Below are 17667 nucleotides of genomic sequence, written 5' to 3'. Positions count from 1 at the left end.
GGCCCGGGACGCTTCGGTGGACGCCGAAATGTCCCCGCCGTACGGTCGGTCGATGAGCCGGGACCGAGACTTCACCGCCGTGGGCAGGGCGCTGTCCACCCCGGCCCGCTCCACGTTCCTGAACCTGCTCATGGACGGCACCAGCCGCCCCGCGGGCGAGCTGGCGCTGGCCGCCGGGGTGAGCGCGTCGACGGCGTCGGAGCACCTGACCGTCCTGGTCGACGCCGGCCTCGTGACCTGCCGGGCCACCGGCCGGCACCGCTACTACTCCCTCGCGGGCCAGGAGGTCGCCACCGCGCTGGAGTCCCTCGGCATGCTCGCCGACGCCGCGCCCGTCTCGGGCTACCGGCGGAGCCGCCGGGCCGAGTACCTGGCCGCCGCGCGGTTCTGCTACGACCACCTCGCGGGACGCCTCGGCATCAGCCTCACGGACGCCTGGGTCCACGCAGGATGGCTCGCCGGCCGCGACGAGCTCGCCCTCACCGACGCCGGCGCCGTCGGCCTACGCGAGCTGGGCGTGGACGTCGACGGCGCCGTCACCGCCCGGCGCGCCACGACGCGCGCGTGCCTGGACTGGACCGAGCGCCGACCGCACCTGGCGGGTGCGCTCGGCTCCGCCGTCGGGACGCGGTTCCTCGACGCCGGATGGGTGACCCGGCACCGGTCCGGCCGAGGCCTGGACGTCACCGAGGCAGGGCGCGAGCTCGTCCGCGAGGCGTGGGGTATCAACCTGGCCGACGCCGGCGCCGCGTGAACTAGCGCTAGGTGAACCGGCGCACGGCGAACCGACGCACGGGAAGACGACGCTCGGGAAGCCGGAGCAGGTCGCCCGTCACTCCCGCCGTCACACCCGCCGTCACTCCGCCAGGCGCGCCCCGCGCCCGGCGCCGCCGCTCCACTGCCGGCGGAACCAGCCCTCCCACGTGTGCCCGCCGAACCGCTCGCCCGCTGCGACGAACTTCTCGAACGAGTGGTAACCCGCGGGCAGCCGCACGCGCCACAGCACGGGCGGCATACCCGGCGTCGGCGCGGGGTCCTTGGCGCGGTAGCGCAGCAGGCGCGGCAGCTCGCCCAGCTCCTCCTCGCGCATCGGCACGATCTCCAGGGCGATGCCCCGCTTGTCGGTCACCCGCAGGACGGCGTAGATCTTGTCCTTGAGCCAGCCGCTCACCTTGGCCTTCAGGTGGTCGACGGGCCCGCCGATGGTCGGCAGCTCCGGCGGCGTCTCGTACGACAGGCCGACCCGCGCCGCCTGGGTCCACCGGATCAGGTCCCACGACCTGCCGTGCCAGAACCAGATGCCCGCGACGTCGATCACGATGCCGCGCGGCCGCGTCACCCGCATGTAGCTGCCGAGGAACAGCAGGCACAGCCCGCCGAACAACAGCCCGAAGAAGCCTGCGATCCCCTTGGCCGCGGGGTCCGGGTCGGTCACGACCGCCTGGACGCACGCCCACGCCAGCGGCCCGGTCAGCACGATGCCGACCAGGAGCGTGATCGCGCCGACCCGCCCGAGGTCCAGCCGGTGCGCGTCCGGGGAGAAGACCGGCTCGGCGCCCGACGTCGGGCCGCCCTGCGCACCATTGCCCTGCGCACCACTGCCTTGCGCACCACTGCCCTGCGCGGCGCCACCATGCGTGGCGCCGCCTGGCGCCTCGCCCATCATGTCCTGGTTTGTCACCCGGGCGATCGTAGCGCCCGGACCGGTCGTGCGGGCGCCGAAGGCTCAGGTCGCGACAGCCCTCGACCGCAGCCGCTCGACCACGGCGACGGCCTCGTCCAGCAGGCTGTCCGGGCAGCCCCAGTAGTCGAAGATCCCGCCGCGCGACGTGTTGCTGCCGCAGACGACGAACACGCCGGTGCCGAGCTCGTGCTTCAGGTGCGAGGCGAGCCACCCGACGAACCCGCTGTTGTCGGCGGCGTGCGGAAAGTGGAACGAGAACAGCCCGAACCGTTCGGCCGCTGCGCTTCGCGCCGTATCCGTCGGCGCGGGAACGAGGCTGCTCCACACGTCCTCGTCCCGCACGACAGCCAGCACCTCGGCGGTCAGTATCGGCGGGACGGCTGATTCTTCGAACTGCCAGAATCCGTCATGGACCACGAACTCGGCCTCGGAGATGACCTCGACCAGCCGTGCCTCGATCTGCTCGGCGCTCTCGGTACTGATGCTCACCATGTGCGGAGGCTAGGCCCCAGAAAGCACGTCGTCGAGGCTTTAGGCGCGGTGCCCGTCCGACCCCGCCGGCGCTTCCCCGAGGGCGCCCTCGGCAGCCGTGGCCTCGAGGAGGTCGGCGAGAGCGCGCAGCTTCTCCGCGACGCGCTCGCCGAGCGGCGTCAGGCCGTACTCCACGCGCGGCGGGATCGTGGTGACGACGTCGCGCGTGACCATGCCGTCCCGTTCGAGCGCCTGCAGCGTCTGGGACAGCATCTTCTCGCTCACACCCTCGACGCGTCGGCGCAGCGCGTTGAACCGATAGCTGCCCTCCCCCAGCGCGAGCAGGGCGAGCGAGGCCCACTTGGACGTGACGACGTCGAAGGCGGCCCGTGACGTGCACCCGCGCGCGAAGACGTCCGCCACCAGCTCCTGCGAGGGCCCGTCGGCCGGGTCGTCGGCCGGCGCGTCGGATTCCGGATCGGCGGATCCCAGCGCGTCGGATTCCAGGTCGGCTGACTCCAGGTCGGTGATGCTCACGGAACCAGAGTACCGCGCACTCTCGGAATGTGGTGTACTTTCGATTCGTTAGTGCTACCCACTGGCAACTGCCCAAGCAATGGAGAGTGTTATGACCACCTACGCCGTCACCGGGGCCACCGGCCAGCTCGGCCGAATCGTCGTCGAGGAGCTCCTGTCCCGCGGTGTCCCCGCCTCGGATCTCGTAGCTATCGTCCGCACGCCCAGCAAGGCCGCCGACCTCGCCGAGCGCGGCGTGCAGGTCCGCGAGGGCGACTACGACCGCCCCGAGACGCTGCCCGCAGCCCTGGCCGGGGTGGACCGCCTGCTGCTGGTCTCCGGCAGCGAGCCGGGCGGGCGCGTCGCCCAGCACACCGCGGTGATCGACGCCGCCAAGGCCGCGGGCGTGGAGCGCATCGCCTACACGGGCATCCTCAAGGCGGGCAACACCTCCAACCCGCTCGCCGGTGAGCACGAGGCCACAGAGGAGGCGCTGCGCGCGTCCGGGATCCCGGTCACCATCCTGCGCAACGGCTGGTACATCGAGAACTACACCCAGCAGCTCGGCCAGTACCTCGAGCGGGGCGAGATCGTCGGCGCCACCGCAGGCGGCAAGGTTTCGGCTGCGGCACGCGCCGACTTCGCCGTCGCAGCCGCGGCGGCGCTTCTCACCGACGACGGCGCCGAGGTCGTCCACGAGCTCGGCGGGTCCGCGTTCGACTTCGACGAGCTCGCTGCGACGATCAGCGACGTCACCGGCACCAAGGTGGCGTACCGCGACCTCTCCGTCCCGGAGTTCGAGGTCGAGCTGCAGCAGGTCGGCCTCGACGCCGGCACGGCCGGTTTCGTCGCCGGGATCGACGCCGCTATCGCCGCCGGCGACCTGGAGACCGACAGCGACGACCTGGCCGGCCTCCTGGGCCGTCCCGCCACCCCGCTCGCCGACGTCGTCCGCTCCGCCCACGCCTGACCGGCTCGCCGGGCTGACTGTCGCTCAGCATGCGGTTACTGCGGGATGGACGCCAGTTTCTGGCAGTAACCGCATGCTGAACCACTCTCAGTACCTGGGGCCGCATCTAGACAGGTAACAGTGGGGCCTCCCTCATCGCGGCGGCGCGTGTTGAATGGGGACCATGCGAGGAGCAATCATTCATGGAACCGGGGACGTCCGCTTCGAGGAGCGGGCCGACCCCGTCATCGTGGAGCCCACGGACGCGGTCATCCGGACCGTCGCCGCCTGCGTGTGCGGCTCGGACCTGTGGCGCTACCGCGGCATCCAGGAGGTCAAGCGGCCGACGCCGATCGGCCACGAGTACGTCGGCGTCGTCGAGCAGGTCGGCGCCGCCGTCACCACCGTCAAGCCGGGCGACTTCGTCGTCGGCGGCTTCCTGCACAGCGACAACACCTGCCCGGTGTGCCGCAAGGGCATGCACGCCAACTGCCAGCACGGGGGCGGCTTCGACGGCTGCCAGGCCGAGAAGATCCGCATCCCGAACGCCGACGGCACGCTGCTCGCCACGCCCGGCGAGCCGGACGCCGACCTGATCCCGAGCATCCTGAGCCTCTCCGACGTGATGTGCACCGGCTGGCACGCGGCGGTCTCCGCCGGCGTCGGGCCGGGTTCGAGCGTCGTGGTGGTGGGCGACGGCGCCGTCGGGCTGAGCGGCGTCCTCGCCGCGGCCGAGCTCGGCGCCACGACGATCATCGCCATGAGCCGGCACCAGTCCCGCCAGAAGGTGGCCCAGGAGTTCGGCGCGACCCATATCGTCGCGGAGCGCGGCGAGGAGGGCCTCGCCAAGGTCCTGGCGCTGACCGAGGGCATCGGCGCCGACGCGGTGCTGGAGTGCGTAGGCACCGAGGAGGCCCGGGCCCAGTCGGTGCAGGTCGCGCGGCCCGGCGGCATGATCGGCCTCGTCGGCGTCCCGCACGGCGACCTGCCCACCGACGCGGTGTTCTGGGGCAACAAGGGCGTCCGCGGCGGCCCCGCGCCGGTCCGCGCCTACCTGCCGCACCTGCTGGACCTGGTGTGGAAGCGCGAGATCGACCCGGGCAAGGTCTTCGACCTCACGCTCCCGCTCGCGGAGGTGGCCGAGGCCTACCGCGCCATGGACGAGCGGCGCGCGATCAAGGTGCTGCTGCAGGCCTGAGCAGCAGAGCCGAGGGTCAGGGAGCCTCGGCCACGGAGCGCAGGTGTGACCCCCACGGCGACAGGGGACCTGGTCCCGCCGGGTGGCCCGCCGGGTGGTCGGTCATGACGCGGTCCCGAGGACCAGCCGCACGACCGACCACCCGCCCTCGGAGCGGACCGAGAGGCCCCCGCGGGTCGCCTCCGCGCACGCACGGGCGATGTCGAGGCCCAGGCCCGTGGACCCCCGGTCGCTCCGCCCGCGCTCGAGCGCCGCGGCCGGGACGCCGGGTCCCTGGTCCTTTACGTCCACGACCACGGCGTCCGCCAACCCGGCGTCGGCCAGCCCGGCGTCGGCCAGCCCGGCGTCGGCCCCGCGAGTGACCTCGACCGCGACCGGCGTGCCCTCGGGTGTATGCGCCACCGCGTTCTCCAGCAGGGCGTCGAGGGCCGCCGCCAGGTCCTCGGCGGCGCAGGCAACCAGGTGCTCGCCGGGCGGGGCCGAGAACGTCGTCGCACGGCCCTGGTCCTCGAGCAGCGCCGACCAGAAACCGAACCGCTCGCGGGCGACGCCGACGACGTCGCACCGCGGCGCCGCACCCTCGCGCTGCGGCCGGCGGGCCGCCCGGATCACCGAGGTCAGCGTGCGCTGCAGGTGGGCGACGTGATCCTCCAGCTCGGCCTTGGCCGGCGAGTCGGGCAGCGCCTCGACGTCGAGCCGGATCGCCGTGAGCGGGGTGCGCAGGCGGTGGGAGAGGTCCGCCGCCGTCTCGCGCTCGAGCTGCAGCAGCCCCTCGATGCGCGCCGCGAGCCCGTTGAGGGCTCCGCCGACCCGGCGGACCTCGGGTGGCCCGTCGTCGGGCACCCGCGCGTCGAGGTCCCCGCGCGCGAGCCGATCGGCCGTGGCGGCCACCGCGGCGAGCGGACGAACGACCCGGCGGGCAAGAAGCACGGCGGCCACCACGACGACGGCGAGCACCCCGAGCGCTGCTGCCCCGACGGCACCGAGCCGCGAGAGGGTCTGGGCGTTCTCGGCGCCGTCGGGCACGAACGCGCACACCGTGACGTCGCCCGACGTCGCCTGCGCCTCGACCGTCACGAGCCGGCCACCGGCCACGTCCTCCGGGGCGTTGCCGGGTGCTCCACCCGGCCCGGGGACGGTCGCGTCCTGCGTGTCGTCCGACACCGTGTCGTCCGACGCTGTGCTGTCCGATGCCGTGCTGTCCGACGCCGTGTCGTCCGACGCCGTGCTGTCCGACGCCGTGTCGTCCGACGCCGTGCTGTCCGACGCCGTGCTGTCCGACGCCGCGCAGTCCGCGTTGTCGGCGCCGACCTCGTCGCCGTCGGGCAGGACGACCGTCACCTGCACGTCGCCCTCGTTTATGCTCGCCACGACGGTCTCGAGCTCGTCCGTGCCATCGGCGCCATCCGTGCCATCCGTGCTGCCCGTGCCATCCGTGCTGCCCGAGCGGCCCGCCGCGGTGTCAGCGACGGACCGCGCGGTGAGCTCGGCGGCCCTGTCGACGTCCTCGCGTGCATCCTGCGCCACGATCAGGGTCACGGGCACCGCCAGCAGGACCAGTACCGCGACGGCGGCGCCCACGCCCAGCGCGAGGATCCGGGTGAGCAGGCTAGGGCTCACGGCCGGCGTCTCGCCGGGTCGACCAGCTTCACTCCGACACCCCTGACGCTGTGCAGGTACCGCGGATCGGCCGCGGTCTCGCCGAGCTTGCGGCGCAGCCAGGACAGGTGGACGTCGACCGTCCGGTCGGCGCCACCCCACGGCAGCTGCCACACCTCGGCGAGCAGCTGCCGCTTGCTCACGACGTCGCCCGCCCGCGTGGCGAGCGCGAGCAGCAGGTCGAACTCCTTGCGGTTCAGGTCCAGCTCGCGGCCGGCGAGCGACACCGAGCGGGCGGGCGGGTCGATCACGAGCTCACCCACCACCACCCGCCGGTCCGCCTCCGGCTCCCCCGCCGCCGCGCTGCGCCTCAGGACCGCGCGGACGCGCGCCAGCGCCTGCGCCGCCGAGAACGGTTTGACGAGGTAGTCGTCCGCGCCCGCGTCGAGGAGCCGGACGACGTCCGCGTCGTCGTCCCGGGCCGTCGCGATGACCACCGGGACGTCGCTCGTGGCCCGGATCATGGTCAGCACGTCGGCTCCGTCGAGGTCGGGCAGGCCGAGGTCGAGCATCACCGCGTCCGGCCGGTGGGCGGCGAGCGCCTTGATGGCTTCGACGGCGGTCCCGACGACGGTGACCGTGGCGCCCTGCTCGGTCAGCCCGCGAGTCAAGGTCGACCGGATGGCCGGATCGTCCTCGACCAGGAGGATCGTTGGCATGTCCGCAGGGTAACCGCTGCTCATGCCCGACTCCCTGTCGTACTCCCTGTCGTACTCCCTGTCGTACTCCCTGTCGTACTCCCGGCCGCACTCCCGGCCGCACTCCCGGCCGCACTCCCGGCGGCACGCCCTTCCGCACTCCCGGCCGCACGCCCGGCCGCACTCCCGGCCGCACGCCCTTCCGCACTCCCGGCCGCACGCCCTTCCGCACTCCCGGCCGCACTCCCTACCTGCCGGCGCGACCATTCGTGCAGGAGCGCGACGGTCGCGAGGGTGGCGAGCCCGACGACGACCACCCACGGGTGCGCCACGGCGGCATCCTCCAGGCCCGCGAACGGGTTGGCCAGCACCCCCAGGCGGTCGAGCGCCCATCCGGTCGCGGCCGCGAGCGCGACGCCCGCACCGACGAGCCGGACGGGTGTGAACCACCGGGTGCGGGACAGGGCGTAGAGCGCCGGGAAGGTCAGCGCGATCGTGACGAGCTGTGCCAGCTCGATCCCGACGTTGAAGGCCAGCAACGCCGTCAGCGACGTCGTGCCCTCGAGGCCCAGGTCGGTGAGGATTCCGGCGAAGGCCAGTCCGTGGATGAGCCCGAACACGGCCGCGATGATCGTCTCCCCGCGCCGCACGAGCGGACGGAACGCGTGCACGGCGGCCACGGCCACGGACACGGCGATGAGGACCTCGACGGGTGCGCTCGGGACCGAGACCCAGCCGAGCGCGGCGGCGATCAGCGTGAGCGAGTGGCCCACGGTGAATGCCGTGGCGATCCGCACCACCGAACCGAGCGCGGCGCCGGGGCGTTTGCCCGCGACCCACCGCCGCCCGGCGACCAGCAGCGGCGCGGGCAGCAGGAGCGCCAGCAGGAAGAGCAGGTGGTCGGCGCCCTCCAGCACGTGGTGGAAGCCGTAGCCGATCATGTCGAACGCGCCCGTGGACGTGCTCTCCGTCGCGGTCGTGACGGCGTCGCCCACGGTGACCGACCCGTCCGACGCGTCGATGGTTCCGGCGAGGTAGATGTCGCCGTCGGCCTCAGTGACGACGACGGTCGCTTCGTGCCCGTCGACGTCGGCCACCACACCGTCGAATCCGAACGTGAAGTCCGCTGTGTCGGCGCCGGCCGGGTCGAGCGTGGCCTCGGCGCTCAGGACGTCGACGCCCTCGATCGACTCGATGGTGAGATCGCCGAACGACTCGGCCCACTCCGCGCCGTCGGCGCCCGTCACGGTCAGGTGCTCGGCGAGGTAGGCGGTGATCTCGTCGGCGGAGCCCTCCAGCGAGCCGGGATCGGACGCGAGGTCCGTCCCCAGTGCCTCGTCGAGCGCGACGAGCGGGACGTCGATCGATGCCGTGACGGCGTCCTCGGCGACGACGACGCTCACCGCCGTGCTGTCGACCGAGTGGGCGCTGGCGGGCGTGGCGAACAGCGTGGCCAGCCCGAGGAGTGTGGCCGGCCCGAGAGCCGCCACCGTCAGCACGGCGGCGGCCCGTCGGGGGAGACTGGTGAGCCGGTTCATGATCGGTCCTCCGGTCGGCCCGGTCAGCCCTCGTAGTTGACGCGCTCGGTGAACGCCTCTTCGAGCTGCTCGGTGTAGTCGGCGGCCTGGTCCTCGGTGATGATGCCGTCGGCGAGCGCCTGGTCGATGACCGGCTGGAAGTCGGCCACGAGTGCATCGATGAGCGTCTGCGGGTCGATGCCGAGCTCGGTCGCTACCGTTGCCAGGTTCTGCCCGGCGTCCATGCGCACGTGCAGCTCGTCGTGGGTGATGCCGAGCACCTCGTCGAGGACGGTCTCGATCGGCTGGTGGCCGCGGTGGATGCCGAGGCCGGCGTCGCCCAGGGCCGTCTCGATCAGCGAGTCGAGGTCGTCGGTCGAGGTCGCGGTGGTCGTCGCGTCGGCGCCGCCGGGGCCGCCCTCGCCACCGGCGGGGGCCCCGGCCGGCGCCTCGCCGGCGGCCGCCTCGCCTGTGGCCTCCTCGGTCGCGTCGGTCGCGTCGGTCTCGGTCTCCGTGTCGGTCTCGGTCTCCGTGTCGGTGTCCGTCTCGGTAGCGGTGTCGGACGCCGTGCTCTCCGTCGTCGTCGAGGTCTCGCTGCTGCCCTCGGCCACGAGAGCCGAGCACGCGGTGAGGGGAAGGAGCAGGCTGAGGGAGGCGATGGCGATGGCCTTGCGGATCTTCATGAGGTCTCCTCGGAGGTGGTGTCTTGCTGGTGACACCACCTTCGAGGCGGACGGCTCAGCGGCACCGCAACGTTCCCTCAAATCGCGGCTAAATGATGCTGGGAAGCTCCCGGGCCCCGCCGGTACGCGGCCGGCGGGCGCGAGCGACGCCGATGAGCATGTCGACGACGACGAATGCGGCGAGCGTCCAGCCCACCAGCGGCAGCCACGAGCCGATCGCCATGGCCCCGGCGAGCACGGCGGCGATGCCCCACCACGGCGCTCCGCGCAGCACGCCGCGCCGGGGTGGGGTACCGGCCAGGGCGCGGGGCTCGCGGGTGGGGCGCCGCTTCCACCACATGAGGTAGCCGAGCACGACCATCCCCGCGATCCCGCCCGCGACCAGGAACAGGACGATCTGGTTGGGCAGCCCGAACAGGGAGCCCATGTGGGCGTCGATACCCCAGCGGGTGAGCTTCGCGGCGAGCGGGAACTCCGCGAAGTCGGTGCGGTCGACCACCCGCAGGGTATCGCCGTCGATGGCCACCGCGTCGACCTCGGTCGGGTAGCTGCGCTGGATCTCCTGCACCACCCATGCGGTGCCGGGCTCCGCCGGCGGCGTGATCTCGACGAGGCCGGTATTGACGTTGGCGCGCTGCGCCGTGGCGAGAACGGCGTCGAACCGTTCGGCCCAGGCAGCCGGGTCCGCCGCTCCCCCGGCCGGTGCACCAGATCCGTGGTGGGCATGCTCGCCGACGGCGGCGGCCGCGCCTGGAGCGTCGGCGTCCCCGCCGTCGGCCCCTGCGCTCGGCGATCCCGCACCGGCAGATCCAGCGAGGCTCGGGTCGACGGCGGGCGTCTCCCAGTCGAGCGCCGCGCGCAGGTCACCCACCCTGTCCCCGGCGTACTGCGACCAGCTGATACCCGTCGCCGAGAGGAACACCGCGCCGAGGAACACCCAGATGCCGACCGAGGTGTGCCAGGTGAACAGCCGCCGGTACCCGCTGCCGTTCCGGCCCGGCCGCACCAGGTCCCTCATCATGGAGCTCTTGGTACGGGCCCTCCGGATGCGGCGAACCCAGAGGCCTAGGCCGGCGAGGGCGACGATGGTGAGCCACGACGCGGCGAGCTCGCTGTAGACGCGGCCGACGTCCCCCAGATGCAGATCGCCGTGCAGGTTGGAGACCCAGTTGCGGAGCGGGAGCGCTCCGCTGGTGCCGTACACGGTCAGGTCGCCGCGGACCTCACCGGTGCCCGGGTCGACGAACACCGCGCGGGACTCGCCGTCGCCGAGGCCCTCCCCGGTGAACATGATCCGGGTCGTGTCGCCCGGTTCGGGCGCGGGGCGTACGGCCGACGGCGTCGCGCCGCCGTCGCCGATGTAGTTCTGGGCGATCGCCGTCTGCTCGGCGAGGGTCAGCTGCGTGCCCGTTGCGGGGACGTGCAGCTCGTGCCGGTAGAGGACCTGCTCGATCGCCGGGGTGAGGGCATAGAGGGCGCCGCTGATCGCGGCCGCGAGGATGAACGGGCCGACGAGGATGCCCGCGTAGAAGTGCAGCCGCAGGAGCAGCTGTCCGAACCAGCCGGAACGCCGGTCAGGTCCGGGGTGGTTCCGGTGCTGAAGCTGCTGGTGGTGCTCGCGCTCGCTTGCGGGCGCGGCAACAAGGGTGTTGGTCATGTATGGGTTGCTTTCGGGTCGTCAGGGCAGCACCGATGCCGCCGGCCCGGGCGCGTCCGGGCAGGACGGCGGGCACGGCGGAGCCGGTGGGTGGATGAGATAGGTCAGGCCGCGTACGCGCGGGGCGGCCCGCGACGCCGCAACGGCGACCTCTCGAGACGAGACGAGAAGGAACCCGTGAACCGGTCGAGCGCCGGAACGCGCACGAGGGGACAGGGCAGGACGACGCTCGCAGGGATCGCGAAGCGGCGGCGCAGCCACTCGGCCAGCTGCCCGGCGAGCTCGCGTAGACGGAGCAGCACACGCTCGCCGCTGTACAGGGCGGCGACCGTCGCCGCCACGGCGACACCGTGCCAGAGCCACATCGCCGGGCCCGCCTGGAGCATCTCCGCCAGGCTCGTCGAAGACCCTGCCGACAGCCCTGCCGACAGCCCTGCCAGCAGCCCTGCCGACAACCCGTCCGACAACCCGTCCGACAACCCGTCCGACATTCCTGCCGACGATCCCGCAGGTGACCCCGCCGAGAGCCGCGCGAACGGCGACACCGTCGCCGGGCCGCCCGGCACGCCGTGGCCCAGGTGCGCGCCCGCAGCCCCGGCCCCGGCCCCGGTCCCGGTCCCGGTCCCGGTCCCGCCCCCGGCCGCCGCCGGCGTGCCCAGCACGAACAGCGCGTGGAACAGGACCTGGCTCAGCGCGACGGACACCGCCGTCCGCCACAGCGACAGGCGGCGGCCGGCGAGCACCGTGCACACGGCCAGCGACAGCGCCAACGGGACGACGATGCCCAGCCACCCGGGGACCGCACCGCCTCCGGCGACGTGGGTCAGCAGCGCGGCCGACGTCGCCACCGATGCCGCGACGGGACCCCGCGCGTTGCGGGGGCGTCGGGACGGGTGCACGCCCCATTCATACCGGAGCTACCCCTGCTCGCGCCCGTCGAGCGCCCCGCGCACCTCGCGCACTATGCGCGCCATCGCCTCCTCGGCGGCGTCCGCGTCGCCCGTGGCGACCGCCCGCGCGACCGCCTCGTGCGCGTCGAGAGCCTCCGGCACGGGGTGGGCAGGCATGAGGCCGAGGTGGATGCGCCCGGAGATGACGACGGCGACGACGTCGGCGAGCGCGCTGAACAGCTCGTTCCCGCTGGACCGCAGGAGGAGCTCGTGCATCCGGATGTCGAGCGCCAGGAACTCCTCGCGGTCGCCCTCGCCCGCCTCGCCCAGCTTGCGCAGCCGGCGTGCGGTCGCGACCAGCTCGTCGCGGACGGCCGCCGTCGCGCCCCGCGCGGCGCCGGCCGCGGCGAGCGGCTCGACCGCCTGGCGCAGCTCGGTCAGCGAGCGCAGCTGCGAGGTGCGCCCGGGACCGTCCAGCCGCCACGCGATAACCCGGGGATCGAGCACGTTCCACGCCGCGTGGGGAAGCACGACGATCCCGACGCGCGGGCCGGAGCGGACCAACCCGAGCCCTTCGAGCAGGCGCATCGCCTCGCGCGCGACGGTGCGGGACACGCCGAACTCGGTTCCGATCCCGTCGAGCGTCAGCACCGCCCCGGCGGGCAGCTCGCCGCCGGTGATGCGTCGGCCCAGGGCCTCGAGAACGGGGCTGTGCAGCACTGGGGGCATCCTCCTAGCGTAGTTTGCGCCGTTGTCACCAGTTGATCGGCGCACTATTGGTGACATTAATCACGCCGTAATGGTGTCATCAATGGGTGAGGATGGGTACATGGACGCAGACGTCACCGAGACAGAGATGTTCTCGACCCAGACAAGCAGCAGCGGGACAGGCAGCAGCGGGACGGACCGCAGACCCCGGGCGATCGTCGTGATGGGCGTGGCCGGGTCGGGCAAGACGACGGTCGCCGCCCTCCTGGCCGGCCGGCTCGGCGCATCGTTCGCCGAGGGCGACGACTTCCACTCGCCGGCGAACGTCGCCAAGATGGCCGCCGGCCACCCGCTGGACGACGAGGACCGCTGGCCGTGGCTGCGCGGGATCCGGGACTGGTTCGCCAAGGAGCTCAACGAGGGGCGCAGCGCGGTGGTGCCGTGCAGCGCGCTCCGGCACAGCTACCGCGACCTGCTGGAGACGGCGGGCGACGTGCGGTTCGTGCATCTCACCGGCTCCTACGACCTGCTGCGCGAGCGCATCCAGGGCCGCGCCGGGCACTTCATGAAGCCGGAGATGCTCGACAGCCAGCTCGCCGCTCTGGAGCCGCTGGAGGACGACGAGCCCGGGTTCGCCGTCGACATCACGCCGCGGCCGGACCAGATAGTCGACGAGATCCTGCACCGGCTCGACGAGCCTGCCGGCACGAACCTGACCAGTGCCAACCCGACCGGCGCCGCCGTGACCAAGACCGAGCCCACCACAGAGCCTGAGGACCACTGATGCTCCACGCCACCAGCCTGCTCGCCCAGGGCGCCGCCGCCGCGGCCGCCCTCCCCCAGGCGGCCGCCGACCCCGGCCCGACCGCCTCCACCCCGCAGCTCGTCCTCGCGGCGATCATCGGTATCGCCGTCATCGTCGGGCTCATCGTGTGGCTCAAGATGCACCCGTTCCTGGCGCTCGTGCTCGGGTCCGGCGTGCTCGCGATCGTGGCCGGGACCGGCCTCACCGACGCGTTCACCAGCTTCTCCACGGGCCTCGGCACCACCGTCGCGGGCGTCGGCGTGCTCATCGCGCTCGGCGCGATCATCGGCAAGCTGCTCATCGACTCCGGCGGCGCCGACAGCATCGTCGACACCATCCTCGACAAGACTCCGGCGAAGCGACTGCCCTGGGCCATGGCGCTCATCGCGTTCGTGGTCGGCATCCCCCTGTTCTTCGAGGTCGGCGTCGTCCTGCTGATCCCGGTCGTGATGATCGTCGCGCGGCGCATGCGCGTGAACCCGATCCTGGTCGGCATCCCGGCGCTCGCGGGCCTCTCCGCGCTGCACGGCCTGGTCCCGCCGCACCCGGGGCCGCTGCTCGCCATCGACGCCCTCGGCGCCGACCTGGGCCTCACGCTCGGGCTCGGGCTCCTGGTCGCGATCCCGACGGTGATCGTCGCCGGCCCGCTGCTCGCTATCCCGCTCACCCGCTGGGTGCGGCTCGAGCCGCCCGTCACCGTCCTGGGCATGTCCGACGGCGGTGCGGGTACCCCGGCCGACGGCGGCACCGCACCGAACGGCACTGCACCCAACGGCACCACACCGAACGGCACTGCAGTGAACGGCACCGCACCGAACGGCACCACGCCGAACGCGACGGCCACGGCGACCGTCACCGCGCCGTCCGCCACAGCCGGGCTGCGCAAGCCCTCGTTCGGTGTCTCGGTCCTGGTCGTGCTGCTCCCGGTGATCCTGATGCTGGCGCGGTCCGTGATCGAGATCGCCGGCGCGACCGAGACCGGCTACGGAACCGTGCTGGAGTTCCTCGGCACGCCGCTGGTCGCGCTGCTCATCACGTCGCTGGTCGCGCTGGTCGCCTTCGGCTCCGCCGTCGGCCGCACGCGCCAGCAGATCGGCGACCTGGTCGGCTCCTCCTTCGCGCCGATCGCCGGGATCCTGCTCATCGTCGGCGCCGGCGGCGGCTTCAAGCAGACGCTCGTGGACTCCGGCGTCGGCGAGGTCATCGCGTCCGGCATCGCCGACGCCGGCATCACGCCGCTGCTCGCCGGCTGGATGGTGGCCGCGCTCATCCGGATCGCCACCGGGTCGGCCACCGTTGCGACGATCACTGCCGCGGGCATCATGGCGCCCCTGGCCGTGGGCCTCGAGCCCACCCACGCCGCGCTGCTCGTGCTCGCGATCGGCGCGGGGTCGGTGTTCCTCTCCCACGTGAACGACGCCGGGTTCTGGCTCGTCAAGGAGTACTTCGGCATGACCGTCGGCCAGACGTTCAAGACCTGGTCGCTGATGGAGTCGGTGCTCTCCGTGGTGGCCCTGGTCGTGGTCCTGGTCCTGGGAGCCTTCGTCTAGTAGGTCTTCGACCAGGAACGCCATACCCACCCGAGGGGGTAACGCTGAGCGAGCACTGCTCGCTCGGCGTTACCCCCTCAGCGCTACCCCCTCGGCGTCACCGGGTCGTCGTCACCAGGTGATGCGCGAGTCCGCCTTCGGCCCCCGGAAGACCCACTCCTGAGTCTGGTTCAGCAGGCTCGAGAGCGCCATGATGCAGCGGTTCATGGACTCCTGGAGCCTGCTGAACGAACCTCAGCAGCGGCCGCTCCGGCGGTCGGCTGCGCAGGCAGGTCAGTGGTTCTCGACCAGGCGCAGGAGGAGGCGGGCGAGCTGGAACCGCGCCCGGCCGTGCAGGGACCGCGGGTCGTAGCCGAGCTCGGTCGTCAGGGTGTCGTGGCGTGCCTGGAGCGTCGAGTGGTGCATGCCGAGCGACGTCGCGGCCGCGCGCACACTCTCCGAGCCGGCGAGCTCGTCGAGCACCGCGCGGGTCCGGGCGTCGAGCCGCGCGAGCGCGACGACGTCCGGCTGCTGCGCGGCGACGGGTTCGAGCGCGCTGACGGCGGCGAGGACTACGCCGAGGTCGGCAGCGTCTATGACGGCTTCGCTCCCGGAGCTTCTCCCGGTATGGCTCCGAGCATCGCTCCCGGCACTTCCGGGACTGCGCCCGGCGCCGCTCCCCGGACTGCACCCGACGCCGCTCCCCGGACTGCGCTTGGCGCCGCTCCCAGGACTGGGCTTGGGCAGCAGCCGGAGGGCGAGGACCGCCGTCCGGAAGGACTCCGGAAGCTGGTCCGCGCGGCGCGGGACGCCCACTCCGGCGGGGCCGGGGACCGTCGCCCCCTGGCCGAGCACCACCGCGCGCACCAGACCGTAGGGGGTCGCCACGACCGTCGACAGGGCGCCGTCCACGTCGTGCGACGGCGGGAGCGCCGCGATGCGAACCTCTCGCGCTGGATCGAGCCGGAGCCGCGACAGCGCGACCAGGCGCTCGTCCGCGTCCCGGGTGGCATCGATGGCCGTCTCGAGCGAGCTTCCCGGTTCGCCGGGACGACGCGACCCGACGAGGTCGGCGGCGAGCGCCAGTCTCTCGATGACCATGTCGTCGTTCGCGTGCGGGGAGCCCTCGCGCTCGAGCCAGACGCTTCGGTCGTCCTTCGAGCGGGACGGCCAGTGCGGCTGGACCTGCACGGTCTCGGTCCGGCGGTCGCCGTCGGGCCCCATGCGGTACGTCCGCCGGCCGTCGGTCGCGCCGGCGACCGTGCCGCTGAGCACCGCCGCCCCGCGCAGCAGCGCCTGAAGCCCGGCGCCGCCCGCGACGAGCACATCGAAGTACGCCACGACCTTGAGGGTCTCGCTGGCTTCGGGGTCCAGTGCGGTCAGGCGGCCCACGAGTTCTTGCATGTTCGCTCCATCGCGCGTGTGCCCCCAACACTAGCCGGACGGCGCCGCGGCCCGGGCGCCTGATGCCGGGCCGCGGAGGCACCACGCAGCTCGGTCAGACGCCGAGGGTGCGCGCCACCCAGGAGTCGCGCGCCGCGCGCATCGACTTGGCCAGGACGGTGTGCGGCGCCATCATGTCGAAGCCGTGGAACCCGCCGGGCCACACGTGCAGCTCGGCCTGCACGCCCGCATGCCACAACGCCGTGGCGTAGGCGACGTCCTCGTCGCGGAAGACCTCGGCGCTCCCGCAGTCGATGAAGGCCGGCGGCAGGCCGGACAGGTCGGTCGCACGCGCCGGGGCGGCGTAGACCGAGACGTCGTCGGTCCCCCGGCGGTCGCCGAGGAGTGCCGACCACCCGGTGACGTTCGAGCTGCGGTCCCACACCCCCACCCCGTCGATCTGGACCGTGGAGACCGTCTGGTCGCGGTCGTCGAGCATGGGGTAGATCAGGACCTGCCCCGCGAGGGCCGGGCCGCCCTCGTCGCGGGCGAGCAGCGCGGTCCCGGCGGCGAGGCCGCCCCCTGCGCTCGCGCCGGCGATGATGAGGCGATCGGGGTCGATGCCCAGCTCCTCGGCGTGCTCGGCCGTCCACACGAGGCCCGCGTAGCAGTCCCGCACGGGGTACGGGTCGGGGAACTCGGGCGCGAGGCGATACTCCACGGTGACGACCACCGCGTCGAAGTCCGTGATCCAGCCCAGGAGCTGGTCCAGCCCGGTGAACCGGTCCCCCATGATCATCCCGCCGCCATGGGTGTGGAAGACGCCCGGTCCGACGCCGGTCCGTCCCTGGCGGCTCAGCACGCTCACCTCGATCTCGTCGCCGGCGTGCCCGGGGACGGTGACGTCCCGGCGCTCGACCCCCGCCTCCGCCAGCACGTCGTCCACGTTCGTGTCGAACACGGACCTACCTTGGCGGAGCAGCGGGATCATCTCGGGCGTGATCGTGGGCGGCAGCTGGTCGGCGAACAGCGCGAGCGTGGCCTCGAGCTCGGGGTCGAAGGGCGGCCTCTTCACGGTCTCGGCCATGAGAACTCCTTTGTTCTGCGGTGAACTGTCCTGAACTGTCCTGAACTGTCCTGAGGTGAACGGTCCGGCGGTGATCTTGTCCTGCGGTGATCTCGTCCTGCGGTGATCTTGTCCTGCGGTGCGGTACAGGATCAGTCTCGGCCCCGGGTCCTTGAAGAACATCCGCCGAACGAGGCGCTCTTGGTGCCGCGCACCCGCCATCCGGCGGGGCGGCCCTCGGCGATGAGCGCGGGTGACCCTGGGCGGCCGCCCCAGCCCGTGACGCACGGTGAGGGCGGGGTTCTTGTCGGGTC

Annotated in this window: 17 protein-coding genes; 5 read left to right on the top strand and 12 right to left on the bottom strand. The window is 73.0% G+C overall.

From position 1 onward, the window contains the following. The first annotated feature begins 52 nt into the window (after positions 1–52). A complete protein-coding gene (locus tag C8K30_RS21475) occupies positions 53–754 on the top strand; it encodes a helix-turn-helix transcriptional regulator (protein WP_233257338.1) in 702 nt (233 codons plus the stop codon). Positions 755–856: 102 nt separating this feature from the next. Here C8K30_RS21475 and C8K30_RS21470 read toward each other — a convergent pair whose 3' ends face one another. Genes C8K30_RS21470 through C8K30_RS21460 form a run of 3 tightly spaced genes read right to left on the bottom strand, consistent with a single transcriptional unit; the run spans position 857 to position 2692 of the window. Further along, the gene (locus C8K30_RS21470; RefSeq protein ID WP_146197551.1) at positions 857–1681 is read right to left on the bottom strand and encodes a hypothetical protein; all 825 of its coding nucleotides are present in this window, start codon (positions 1679–1681) and stop codon (positions 857–859) included. Between the two features lie 45 nt (positions 1682–1726). Next, positions 1727–2176 carry a DUF6196 family protein gene (locus tag C8K30_RS21465; protein ID WP_108494918.1) on the bottom strand — a complete coding sequence of 150 codons (450 nt, stop codon included), beginning with the start codon at positions 2174–2176 and terminating at the stop codon, positions 1727–1729. A gap of 39 nt (positions 2177–2215) precedes the next feature. After that, a complete protein-coding gene (locus C8K30_RS21460; protein WP_255415765.1) occupies positions 2216–2692 on the bottom strand; it encodes a helix-turn-helix domain-containing protein in 477 nt (158 codons plus the stop codon). Between the two features lie 91 nt (positions 2693–2783). Between C8K30_RS21460 and C8K30_RS21455 the strand changes: the two genes are divergently transcribed. Then, positions 2784–3641, top strand: coding sequence for an SDR family oxidoreductase (locus C8K30_RS21455; protein ID WP_108494917.1), 858 nt, complete (start codon positions 2784–2786; stop codon positions 3639–3641). Between the two features lie 163 nt (positions 3642–3804). Further along, a complete protein-coding gene (locus tag C8K30_RS21450; RefSeq protein ID WP_108494916.1) occupies positions 3805–4818 on the top strand; it encodes a zinc-dependent alcohol dehydrogenase family protein in 1014 nt (337 codons plus the stop codon). A gap of 102 nt (positions 4819–4920) precedes the next feature. Here C8K30_RS21450 and C8K30_RS21445 read toward each other — a convergent pair whose 3' ends face one another. The 7 genes from C8K30_RS21445 to C8K30_RS21415 all read right to left on the bottom strand — a co-directional run bounded on the left by C8K30_RS21445 (position 4921) and on the right by C8K30_RS21415 (position 12591). Then, on the bottom strand, positions 4921–6438 hold the full coding sequence (locus tag C8K30_RS21445) for a HAMP domain-containing sensor histidine kinase (protein ID WP_158281085.1): 1518 nt from the start codon (positions 6436–6438) through the stop codon (positions 4921–4923). After that, positions 6435–7136 carry a response regulator transcription factor gene (locus tag C8K30_RS21440; RefSeq protein WP_108494971.1) on the bottom strand — a complete coding sequence of 234 codons (702 nt, stop codon included), beginning with the start codon at positions 7134–7136 and terminating at the stop codon, positions 6435–6437. Before C8K30_RS21440 ends, C8K30_RS21445 begins: the two co-directional genes overlap by 4 nt. A 20-nt stretch (positions 7137–7156) precedes the next feature. Next, entirely contained in the window at positions 7157–8653 is a 1497-nt protein-coding gene (locus C8K30_RS21435) for a HupE/UreJ family protein (RefSeq protein WP_108494914.1), read from the bottom strand. Between the two features lie 23 nt (positions 8654–8676). After that, complete coding sequence (locus C8K30_RS21430) at positions 8677–9315, bottom strand: hypothetical protein (protein WP_108494913.1); 639 nt, start codon at positions 9313–9315, stop codon at positions 8677–8679. 88 nt (positions 9316–9403) lie between these two features. Beyond that, entirely contained in the window at positions 9404–10972 is a 1569-nt protein-coding gene (locus C8K30_RS21425; protein WP_108494912.1) for a PepSY domain-containing protein, read from the bottom strand. 104 nt (positions 10973–11076) lie between these two features. After that, entirely contained in the window at positions 11077–11871 is a 795-nt protein-coding gene (locus C8K30_RS31360) for a hypothetical protein (protein WP_233257337.1), read from the bottom strand. Positions 11872–11889: 18 nt separating this feature from the next. Further along, positions 11890–12591: a FadR/GntR family transcriptional regulator gene (locus C8K30_RS21415; RefSeq protein WP_108494911.1), complete on the bottom strand. Its 702-nt coding sequence runs from the start codon at positions 12589–12591 to the stop codon at positions 11890–11892. A 100-nt stretch (positions 12592–12691) separates the two neighbouring features. On the opposite strand from C8K30_RS21415, the gene C8K30_RS21410 reads away from it, so the two are divergent. Both C8K30_RS21410 and C8K30_RS21405 read left to right on the top strand, forming a co-directional pair. Next, a complete protein-coding gene (locus tag C8K30_RS21410; RefSeq protein ID WP_369940726.1) occupies positions 12692–13354 on the top strand; it encodes a gluconokinase in 663 nt (220 codons plus the stop codon). Beyond that, positions 13354–14925, top strand: a complete 1572-nt coding sequence (locus tag C8K30_RS21405; protein ID WP_108494910.1) for an SLC13 family permease — start codon at positions 13354–13356, stop codon at positions 14923–14925. The genes C8K30_RS21410 and C8K30_RS21405 overlap by 1 nt, the downstream gene beginning before the upstream one ends. Before the next feature lie 273 nt (positions 14926–15198). Here the strand turns inward: C8K30_RS21405 and C8K30_RS21400 are convergent, their stop codons facing one another. Next, positions 15199–16308: a hypothetical protein gene (locus C8K30_RS21400; protein ID WP_146197550.1), complete on the bottom strand. Its 1110-nt coding sequence runs from the start codon at positions 16306–16308 to the stop codon at positions 15199–15201. 94 nt (positions 16309–16402) lie between these two features. After that, a complete protein-coding gene (locus C8K30_RS21395; RefSeq protein WP_108494908.1) occupies positions 16403–17374 on the bottom strand; it encodes an alpha/beta hydrolase in 972 nt (323 codons plus the stop codon). Positions 17375–17667 lie beyond the last annotated feature (293 nt).

It is taken from the genome of Promicromonospora sp. AC04, from assembly GCF_003058225.1.
In the GTDB taxonomy this organism is placed as follows: domain Bacteria; phylum Actinomycetota; class Actinomycetes; order Actinomycetales; family Cellulomonadaceae; genus Promicromonospora.
This window is presented reverse-complemented; position numbering and strand designations above follow the sequence as displayed.